Source organism: Halorubrum sp. SD626R (genome assembly GCF_001261915.1).
GTDB lineage: Archaea > Halobacteriota > Halobacteria > Halobacteriales > Haloferacaceae > Halorubrum.
Genome location: NZ_CVRT01000037.1, coordinates 1 through 10,123 on the forward strand (window position 1 = coordinate 1; position 10,123 = coordinate 10,123).

Below are 10,123 nucleotides of genomic sequence, written 5' to 3' on the forward strand. Positions count from 1 at the left end.
TACCTCGACGAACTGCAGGTATGGCTCGCGTATCGCACCGAGGACGTCGCCGGCGGCGCCGACACCTTCGACCAAGGGATCATCGACGGCGTCGTCAACGGCGTCTCCTCGGTGAGTCTCATCGGCGGTGACCGGATCCGGCAGATCCAGAACGGCGTGGTCTCGCAGTACGCCGCGCTGCTCACGCTGGGGCTGGTCGCACTGATTCTCGTCCTCGGCGTCTCCGGGGGGTGGTTCCTGTGATACTCGAAGCGCTCATCGCGGTCGCGTTCGCGAGCGCGCTCGTCGTCCTCCTCTCCCCGAACGAGTGGGCGGGCCGGCTCGCGTTCGCCCTGAGCCTGATCCCGTTCCTCGGATCGCTGTACCTCTGGTCGGGCTTCGACGGCTCGGGTAACGCCCTCACGGGCGGTGACATCGCGTATCAGACGCAGATAGAGTGGCTCGAAGTCGGCGGCCGCTCGGTCTCGTGGTTCGTCGGACTGGACGGCATCAGCCTCCCGCTCGTCGTGCTGACGACGTTCCTCGTCCCGCTGGCGATCCTGAGCGCGTGGACGCCTATCGACTCCCGCCAGAGCCAGTTCTACGGGCTCATGCTGTTCATGGAGGCGAACCTCCTCGGCGTGTTCACGGCGCTTGACTTCTTCCTCTGGTTCGTCTTCTGGGAGGCCGTCCTCGTCCCGATGTACTTCCTCATCGGGATCTGGGGCGGTCCCCGGCGGAAGTACGCCGCGATCAAGTTCTTCGTCTACACGAACGCGGCGTCGCTGCTGATGTTCATCGGCTTCATGTCGCTGACGTTCGCGCTCGGCGACTCCGTGAGCTCGTTCGCGCTCCCGGAGATCACGCAGGCGATCGCGGGCGGCGGCCTCGGGACGTGGTTCGGTATCGCGCCCGGGACGATCGCGACGGTCGCGTTCCTCGCGATGTTCCTCGGGTTCGCGGTGAAGGTCCCGATCGTCCCGTTCCACACGTGGCTGCCTGACGCCCACGTCGAGGCGCCGACGCCCGTGTCGGTGCTCCTGGCGGGCGTCCTCCTGAAGATGGGGACGTACGCGCTGCTCCGGTTCAACTTCACGATGCTCCCCGATCAGGCGTCCGCGCTCGCGATCCCGATCGCGGCCATCGCCGTCGTCAGCGTCATCTACGGCGCGATGCTGGCCTTGGCGCAGAAGGACCTCAAGCGCATCGTCGCCTACTCCTCCGTCTCGTCGATGGGGTACGTCATCCTCGGGCTCGTCGTGTTCACCGAGTACGGCGTCGGCGGCGCGACGTTCCAGATGGTCGCGCACGGCCTCATCTCGGGGCTGATGTTCATGGCGGTCGGCGTCGTCTACAACGCGACCCACACGCGGATGGTCGGCGACATGGCGGGCATGGCCGACCGGATGCCGGTCACGGTCGGCATCCTCGTCGCCGGCGCGTTCGGCTACATGGGGCTGCCCCTGATGGCCGGCTTCGCGGGCGAGTTCTTCATCTTCGTGGGCTCCTTTTCGGCGCCGGCGCTCCCGTACGCCCCGCTGTTCACGGCGCTCGCGATGTTCGGTATCGTGATCGTCGCCGGCTACCTGCTGTCGGCGATGCAGAGCACGCTGTTCGGGCCGTTCGAGCTCGCGACCGACTACGAGATCGGGCCCGCGCCGTTCCACGACGTCGCCCCGCTCGCGGTGCTGCTCGTGGCGATCATCGTGCTCGGCGTCGCGCCGGACATCTTCTTCGAGATGATCCGCGATGCGGCCGTTCCCGTGGTCGAGGGGGTGAGCGTCGATGGTTAACGCGCTCCCGCAGGTGACGGCGCTGCTGCCCGTGCTGCTGCTCGCGTTCACCGGCCTCGCGCTGCTGCTCGTCGACACGGTCAGCCCCGACACCCGGTCGAACACCTCGGTGGCGGTCGTGAGCGCGCTCGGCGCGCTGTCCTCGCTGGCCGCGACGGTCTGGTTCGTCGCCTCAGGGACCGGGAGCGGCGACACCGGCGGCGCGATCCTGCTGTTCGCCGACGCGATCAAGGTGGACACGCTGGGGCTGTTCTTCACCGCCATCTTCGCGTCCGTGACGTCGCTCGTCGTCGTGGCGGCGCACGACTACTTCCACGACCACCCGAACCCGGCGACGTTCTACTCGCTGACGCTGTTCGCGGCGACGGGCATGTCGCTGCTCGCGGTCGCGAACTCGCTCGCGGTCGTGTTCGTCGCCCTGGAGATGGTGTCGCTGCCGTCGTACGTGCTCGTCGCGTTCCTCAAGCAGAACCGCGGGAGCGTCGAAGCGGGGCTGAAGTACTTCCTCGTCGGGGCGCTCTCCTCGGCGATCTTCCTGTTCGGCATCTCGCTGGTGTACGCGGCCACCGGATCGCTGATGCTCGGCGATGTCGCCGGCGTCCTCGGCGACATCGCCTCGGACACCGACGGGATCGGTAGCCGCAGCGGGATCGCCGGCCTCGGTGTCGTGATGATCCTCGGCGGCGTCGCGTTCAAGACCGCCTCCGTCCCGTTCCACTTCTGGGCCCCGGAGGCGTACGAGGGCGCGCCCGCGCCCGTGAGCGCGTTCCTCTCGTCGGCGTCGAAGGCGGCCGGCTTCGTGGTCGCGTTCCGGGTGTTCACCGAGGCGTTCCCGGTCGGCGCGTCGCTGTCGGCCGACATCAACTGGGTGCTCGCCTTCGGCGTCCTCGCGGCCGTGACGATGACGCTCGGGAACTTCGCGGCGGCCGTCCAGGAGGAGGTCAAGCGGATGCTCGCGTACTCCTCGATCGGCCACGCCGGCTACGCGCTCATCGGCGTCGCGGCGCTCTCGGCGGACGGGAGCGGTAACGGCGCGGTGATGGGCGCCGCGATGGCGCACCTGCTCGTCTACGGCTTCATGAACACCGGCGCGTTCCTCTTCGTCGCGATGGCGGAGCGGTGGGGCGTCGGCCGGACCTTCGAGGACTACGCCGGGCTGGCCGAGCGCGCGCCCGTCGCCTCGGCGGCGATGGCCGTGTTCATGTTCTCGCTGGCCGGCCTCCCGCCGTTCGCCGGGTTCTTCTCGAAGTACTTCCTGTTCATGGGTGCCATCGACAACGGCTTCCTGTGGCTGGCGGCCGTCGGCGCCGTCAACAGCGTGATCTCGCTGTACTACTACAGCCGGGTCGTGAAGGCGCTGTGGCTCGACGACCCCGCGTCGTCGACCGCGTTGGACGCGATCGACGTGCGGCCGACGGCGCTGTACGCCGCGGTGGTCTTCGCGGCGGTCGCGACGGTGCTGCTCCTCCCCGGCTTCGGGCCGGTCATCGAGACCGCGGAGGCGGCCGCGTCGGCGCTGTTCTAGGCCTCGCGGTCCCTGGTCTCCCCCTTTCGTCCCGCTCCGATCGCGCGTCCGGTACCCGCAGGTATTCCCGCGTCCGGCGCGTCGTTCGCGTATGAGTAGGAATCGGACGTACCGCTGTCTGAACTGTCTGGAGCACACCGTGAGCCGGGAGTTCGACGTGCCGCACCTCTCGGTGACGTGTCCGAGCTGCGACTCGTTCGAGCGGTTCGTCAACGACGCGGTGTTCCAACAGTTCCGCGCGTTCGAGGAGTCGCCGCCGGCGGAACTCGACTGGGAGCGGTTGGACCGCACGGAGAAACTGGTCGTCGCCGAGCGGCTCGTCCGCTCGACGAAGACGCTGGCGGACTTCGATATCGTCGACGGAGAGGCGCCGGCCGTGGACGAGGAGGTATCGGCCGAGGACGGCGAGGCGTCGGCCGAAGACCCGGCGGTCGAGGCCGGGGAGACGCCGACTGAAGGCGAGGATACGCCGGAGAAGGGCGAGGACGCGACGGACGAGAACAGAGACGTGGCGGAGAGCGGAGACGCACCGACCGAGAACGAGGACGCGGCGCCGGAGGGCGGGGGCGCGTCGACGGAGAACGGCGGACCGACGCCGGGAGACGGAGAGGCGTCGGCCGGGGACTGAGTCAGCGCGCGTACAGCTTCCCGCCGAAGAGCGCCGCGAGCCCGTCGCCGTCGTTCGGCGTGACCGCCACGTACGGTCGGTCGACGGGGCCGAACACGTCGACGACGCGGCCCACGGTCGAGAGCGACTCGTCGACGACGGCGGACCCGATCCGCGGCGGTTCATCGTCTCGGTCGCCGCGCGCGATCGCGAGCCCGCCGGCGGTGCGGACGACGGTGCCGACGCGACGCATCGTCACTCGCGGATGACCCCGAGGTAGGCGGCGACCGCCTGCACGAGGTCGTTTTTGGCGGTGTCTTCGGTTCCTCGCACGACGACCGCGCCCCGCGGCTCGAACTCGCGGGAGTACGTCTTGTCGCGCTCGATCACCGCGTCGTAGCCGACCTGCTGGACCGCCTTGGCGATCTCGTCGACGGTGGGCTCGGGGACCGCGAGGTCCGTCGGGACGCGACGGCCCTCCGAGCGCGACCGCTCGGCGTCGAAGTACGCGGGATAGACGACGTTCTCGACCATACCGGAGAGGCGAGCGCGCGGCCTAAGGTCGTTTCGGACCCGCGCTCACGAGGTCCGGAACTCGAACCGGGCCCCGCCCGACTCGCCGGTGAGCGCGCGCGCCTCCCAGCCGTGGGCCTCGGCGATGCGCTGGCCGATCGCGAGGCCGAGCCCGGTCCCCTCGTCGTCCGTCGTGAAGCCGCTCTCGAAGACGCGGTCCGCCTCCTCCGGGAGCCCTCGGCCGTCGTCCTCGACGAAGAAGCCGGTTCCCTCGCCCCCGTCGGAGCGGAACGAGGTCTCGCCGACGCGGACGGTGAGGTCGTTGGTCGAGTCGCGGCCGTGCTCCACGCTATTGCGGAAGACGTTCTCCAGCAGCTCGCGGGTCCGGGCCGGGTCCGCGTCGAGAGTCACGTCGCCCTCGACCACCAGCTCGGCCCCGCCCGTGTCGACGCCCTCCCAGGCGTCCCTCGCGAGCGCCCCGATCGAGACCCGCTCCGTCTCGCCGACGGATCGGCCCTGCCGCGCGAGCGAGAGGAGGTCGCCGACGAGCTCGTCCATCCGCTCCAGCGCCTCGCTCGCCTTCGCCACGTGCGCCGGGTCGCCGGTGTCGCTCGCGAGGTCGACGTACCCCTGCGCGACGGAGAGCGGGTTCCGGAGGTCGTGCGAGACGATGCTCGCGAACTCGTCGAGCCGCTCGTTCTGCCGCCGGAGCGTCGTCTCGCGCTCGCGCCGCTCCGTGACGTCGGTGTAGATCGCGTACCCGGAGACGTTCTCCTCGTTGAGCCGGATCGGGATGACGTGGAGGATGAAGTGTCGGATCCCGTCGACCGTCTTGCGGGCCACCTCTCGCCGGACGTTCTCGCCGCGCTGCAGCCGCTCGTTGAGTTCCGCGGCCCCCTCGATCGCCGCCTCCTCATCGGGGACGATGTAGTCGTCGACGCACTCGCCGACGACCGTCGCCTCGTCGTAGCCGAACGTCTCCTCGAAGGCGTCGTTGACCCGGTGGACGATCGGCCTATCGTCGGCGTAGTCGTACGCGACCGCGGGGTCGGGGACGTTCGAGAACAGAGCGAGCAGGCGGTCGCGCTCGGTCCTGAGCGCCTCGTCGACGCGGATCCGGTCGAGCGTCTCCTCGAAGTGCGAGGCGAGCAGGCCGGCGAGCCGACGGTCGGCGTCGTCGAACCCGTCCGAGTCGGCCGTTACGAGCCCGAAGACCGTGTCGTCGCCGACCGGCAGGCTGAGCAGCGTGTCGTACGGGCTCTCCCCGTTCGGGTTCGGTTCGACGACCGGCTCGCCGGTCTCCACGACGCTCCCGGCGGACCCGGTCCCCACACGGACGCGGTTGCAGTCCTCGACCGGCACGTCGGCCGAGGCCGCGACCGGCTCGACCCACTCCCCGTCGCGCACGCCGACGACGCAGCGGTGAGTCGGGAACACCTCGTCCGCGACTGCGATGACCGCTCGGTGGGCTCCCTCGGTCGACCGGACCGACGCGAGCCGCGTCGCGCCGGCGTTGAGCCGCTCGATCCGCGACGGCGTCCCGGCGGCGGAGGGCGCCCCGACCGTCGCGTCGCGGGCGACGATCCACCGGACGGTCGCCGATACATCCTCGGCTGAGGTCGCGACGGCGGCGACGCCGGGGGCCGTGGCCAGGTCGCTCGTCGGGTCGTCGACGGCGGCGACGATCGGTATCGATCCCCCGCGTTCGCGGGCGCAGTCGAGCCCGTCGGCGTCGCGGACGATCGCGAGGGCGGCGTCGACGAACGCGTCCTCGTTGGCGTCGGCGGGGTCGACGGTTCGACGCGTCACGTCATCGGGGAGGGCCGCGGCGTCGCGCGGGTCTGCGGCGAGGAAGACGACGACGGGATCCCCGCTCTGTATGGTTTCCACTATGCACTTCACTACCGCTTGCCGTGAGCATAAATTTTCCTTTCACGGAGCGTTCCGCGGGACGTCTCCACGGCGGGTCGACCGTCTCGCGTCGCCCGGTCTCCGGTCCCCGCGCGCACCTCGCGGCGGAGGCGCGATCGCGTCGCTCAGCGGCGCCCTCATCCCGGCGAGTTCGCCGCGGACCCACCCCGGAACCCTTTTGGACGAACACGGGTCACGTTTTCCTAATGAGCGATCTCGAAGCGGAGTACCGTCTCGATTACTTCGAGGAGGAGGGGTTCGTGCGGAAGGAGTGTCCCTCCTGTGGCGCGCACTTCTGGACCCGAGACGGCGACCGCGAGCTCTGCGGCGAGCCGCCCTGTGAGGATTACAGCTTCATCGACGACCCCGGCTTCCCGGAGCCGCACTCGCTGTCGGAGATGCGGGAGGCGTTCCTCTCGTTCTTCGAGGAGCATGATCACGAGCGGATCGACCCGTACCCGGTCGCGGCGAACCGCTGGCGGGACGACGTACTCTTAACCCAGGCGTCGATCTACGACTTCCAGCCGCTCGTCACGTCTGGCCGGACCCCGCCGCCGGCGAACCCCCTCACCATCTCGCAGCCGTGCATCCGGATGCAGGACATCGACAACGTCGGGAAGACGGGCCGGCACACCATGGCCTTCGAGATGATGGCCCACCACGCGTTCAACACGCGCGAGGAGGTCGACGAGGACGAGTACGCCTACCACGGCGAGGTGTACTGGAAGGACGAGACCGTCGAGTACTGCGACGAGCTGTTCGAGAGCCTCGGCGCCGACCTCGAGGAGATCACCTACATCGAGGACCCGTGGGTCGGCGGCGGCAACGCCGGGCCGGCGATCGAGGTCATCTACAAGGGCGCCGAGCTGGCGACGCTCGTCTTCATGTGCATGGAGCGGGACCCGGACGGCGACTACGAGATGAAGGACGGGAACACGTACTCGTTCATGGACACGTACATCGTCGACACCGGCTACGGGCTCGAACGGTGGACGTGGATGAGCCAGGGGACGGCGACGGTGTACGAGGCCGTCTACCCCGACGCGATCGACTTCCTCAAGGAGAACGCGGGGATCGAACACACCGAGGAGGAGCAGGAACTGGTCCACCGCGCCGCGAAGCTCTCCGGCCGGCTCGACATCGACGACGTCGACGACGTGGAGGACGCCCGCGGCGAGATCGCCGACCGGCTCGACGTCGACGTCGACCGGCTCCGCGAGCTGGTCGAGCCGCTCGAATCGATCTACGCGATCGCGGACCACTCGCGGACGCTCGCGTACATGTTCGGCGACGGGATCGTCCCCTCGAACGTCGGCACCGGGTACCTCGCGCGGATGGTGCTGCGGCGCACGAAGCGGCTCGTCGACGAGGTCGACGTCGACGCCCCGCTCGACGAGCTCGTCGACATGCAGGCCGAGCGGCTCGGCTACGAGAACCGGGACACGATCCGGGAGATCGTCCGCACCGAGGAGCGGAAGTACCGGCAGACCCTCGAACGCGGCTCCCGCAAGGTGGAGTCGCTCGCCGACGAGTACGCCGGCACCGGCGAGCCGATCCCCACGGAGGCGCTGTTGGAGCTGTACGACTCCCACGGGATCCAGCCGGACATGGTCGCCGACATCGCCGCGGAGCGCGGCGCGACCGTCGACGTGCCGGACGACTTCTACGCCCTCGTCGCCGACCGCCACGAGGAGGCGGGCGCCGACGAGGGCGGCGACGACGCCGACGACCGGCTCGGCGACCTCCCCGAGACGGAGAAGCTGTTCTACGACGACCAGGGCCGCACCGAGTTCGAGGCGGTCGTCCTCGACGTGTTCGAGCGCGAGGAGGGGTACGACGTCGCCCTGGACCAGACGATGTTCTACCCGGAGGGCGGGGGCCAGCCCGCCGACCGCGGCCAGCTCACGGTCGGCGAGACGACGGTCGACGTGGTCGACGTCCAGGAGCGCGACGGCGTCGTGCTCCACCGGACGGACGCCGACCCCGGGAAGGGCGAGTTCGTCACGGGGCAGGTCGACGGCGACCGCCGCGACCGGCTCCGCGCGCACCACACGGCGACCCACCTGATCGGGCACGCCGCCCGCGAGGTGCTCGGCGATCACGTCCGGCAGGCCGGCGCGCAGAAGGGGATCGACTCCTCGCGGCTCGACGTGCGCCACTTCGAGCGGATCACCCGCGAGCAGGTCAAACGCATCGAGCGCGTCGCCAACGAACTCGTCCGCGACGACGTGCCGGTGCGCCAGGAGTGGCCCGACCGCAACGAGGCCGAGGCCGAGCACGGGTTCGACCTCTATCAGGGCGGCGTCCCGCCGGGAACGAACGTCCGGCTGATCCACGTCGGCGACGCCGACGTGCAGGCCTGCGCCGGCACCCACGTCGAGCGTACCGGCGAGATCGGCGCCGTGAAGGTGCTGAAGACGGAGCCCGTCCAGGACGGCGTCGAGCGCATCGTGTTCGCCGCGGGCGGCGCGGCGATCGAGTCGACCCAGCGCACGGAGGACGCGCTGTACGACGCGGCCGCCGCGCTCGACGTGGACCCGCTCGACGTGCCCGAGACGGCAGAGCGGTTCTTCGAGGAGTGGAAGGCCCGCGGCAAGGAGGTCGAGTCGCTGAAAGAGGATCTCGCGGCGGCGCGCGCCTCCGGCGGCGCCGACGTCGAGGAGGTCGACCTCGGCGGCGCCACGGCGGTGATCCAGCGGCTCGACGGCGACGCCGACGAACTGCGCGCGACCGCGAACGCCCACGTCGACGACGGGAAGGTCGCGGTCGTCGGCAGCGGGGCGGACGGCTCCGCGAGCTTCGTCGTCGGGGTCCCCGACGGCGTCGACGTGAACGCCGGGCAGGTCGTCTCCGAGCTCGCCGGCCGCGTGGGCGGCGGGGGCGGCGGCCCGCCGGACTTCGCGCAGGGCGGCGGTCCGGGCGCCGACGCGCTGGACGACGCGCTCGCGGCGGCGCCGGATGTCCTCCGCAGTCTCCAAGAGGCCTGATCTCCCCCGCGAGTCCCACCATGCCCCACGCGAACAACGCCGGCGTCTCGATCCGGTACGAGGTCGACGCGCCCGACGCCGGCGACCCCGACGAGGCGGTCGTGTTCTGCGGCGACGTCGGGCTCGGCGCGTGGCAGTTCGGCTGGCAGCACGCCGCGCTCGCGGGACCGCACACGGTGATCACGCCCGAGACGCGCGGCGTCGGCCGGTCGGACGCGCCCCCCGGACCGTACGCGGTCGAGGACCTCGCGAGCGATGTCGACGCGGTGTGCGCCGCCGAAGGGGTCCGGAACGCCCACCTCGTCGGGTACGGGCTCGGCGGGATGGCCGCGCTCGCGGCCGCGCTCGCCTCGTCGCGGCCGGCGAGCCTGACGGTCCTCGGCACGCCGCCCGCCGGCGACGCATACAAGCCCGACGCCGTGTGGGCCGACCCCGCCGACCCGGCGGCGGTGGAGGGGTCGCTCGACGGGCTGTGCTCGGTCGACTTCCGCGAGGCGCACCCGGACGCGCTCCCGCGGATCGCCGAGTGGCGGCTCGCCGAGGACGCCGGCCGCGAGACGTTCGAGGCCCACCGCGCGGCTGTCGAGGGGTTCGACCTCTCGGACCGGCTGTACGAGCTAACGACGCCGACGCTCGTCGTCCACGGAACCGACGACGCCGTCTGCCCGATGACGGCGGCGGAGACGCTCGCGGAGGGACTCCCCCGCGGCGAGATTCGCGCGGTCGAGGGCGCACGCCACCTCGTCGGCGTCGAGGCGTCGGCCGCGGTCAACGACGCGCTGGCCGGGTGGCTCGCGGAGCACGGCGC

General features: G+C 70.8%; 8 protein-coding genes and 1 pseudogene. 6 read left to right on the forward strand and 3 right to left on the reverse strand.

Annotated elements, in window-relative coordinates; translation table 11 throughout:
• The 4 genes and pseudogenes from SD626R_RS02960 to SD626R_RS17375 form a co-directional block, all read left to right on the forward strand.
• A pseudogene (locus SD626R_RS02960) lies at nt 1–243 on the forward strand (NADH-quinone oxidoreductase subunit L); the annotation flags it as partial.
• On the forward strand, nt 240–1,772 hold the full coding sequence (locus SD626R_RS02965) for a complex I subunit 4 family protein (protein ID WP_176697258.1): 1,533 nt from the start codon (nt 240–242) through the stop codon (nt 1,770–1,772). The pseudogene SD626R_RS02960 and the gene SD626R_RS02965, both read left to right, overlap by 4 nt.
• Entirely contained in the window at nt 1,765–3,297 is a 1,533-nt protein-coding gene (locus SD626R_RS02970; RefSeq protein ID WP_092563254.1) for an NADH-quinone oxidoreductase subunit N, read from the forward strand. Before SD626R_RS02965 ends, SD626R_RS02970 begins: the two co-directional genes overlap by 8 nt.
• Before the next feature lie 91 nt (nt 3,298–3,388).
• Complete coding sequence (locus SD626R_RS17375; protein ID WP_321163802.1) at nt 3,389–3,925, forward strand: hypothetical protein; 537 nt, start codon at nt 3,389–3,391, stop codon at nt 3,923–3,925.
• Between the two features lies 1 nt (nt 3,926).
• Here SD626R_RS17375 and SD626R_RS02980 read toward each other — a convergent pair whose 3' ends face one another.
• From SD626R_RS02980 to SD626R_RS02990, 3 genes are read right to left on the reverse strand one after another with little or no spacing between them, the layout of a single operon-like run.
• On the reverse strand, nt 3,927–4,157 hold the full coding sequence (locus tag SD626R_RS02980) for an H/ACA ribonucleoprotein complex subunit GAR1 (RefSeq protein WP_092563257.1): 231 nt from the start codon (nt 4,155–4,157) through the stop codon (nt 3,927–3,929).
• 2 nt (nt 4,158–4,159) lie between these two features.
• The gene (gene srp19 / locus SD626R_RS02985; protein WP_092563260.1) at nt 4,160–4,438 is read right to left on the reverse strand and encodes a signal recognition particle subunit SRP19; all 279 of its coding nucleotides are present in this window, start codon (nt 4,436–4,438) and stop codon (nt 4,160–4,162) included.
• Between the two features lie 45 nt (nt 4,439–4,483).
• Entirely contained in the window at nt 4,484–6,307 is a 1,824-nt protein-coding gene (locus tag SD626R_RS02990; protein ID WP_092563263.1) for an ATP-binding protein, read from the reverse strand.
• Nucleotides 6,308–6,534: 227 nt separating this feature from the next.
• On the opposite strand from SD626R_RS02990, the gene alaS reads away from it, so the two are divergent.
• Nucleotides 6,535–9,315, forward strand: a complete 2,781-nt coding sequence (alaS, locus tag SD626R_RS02995) for an alanine--tRNA ligase (protein ID WP_092563266.1) — start codon at nt 6,535–6,537, stop codon at nt 9,313–9,315.
• A gap of 20 nt (nt 9,316–9,335) precedes the next feature.
• Nucleotides 9,336–10,123, forward strand: a 788-nt coding sequence (locus SD626R_RS03000; protein WP_092563269.1) for an alpha/beta fold hydrolase, incomplete at its 3' end; no start/stop codon positions are given.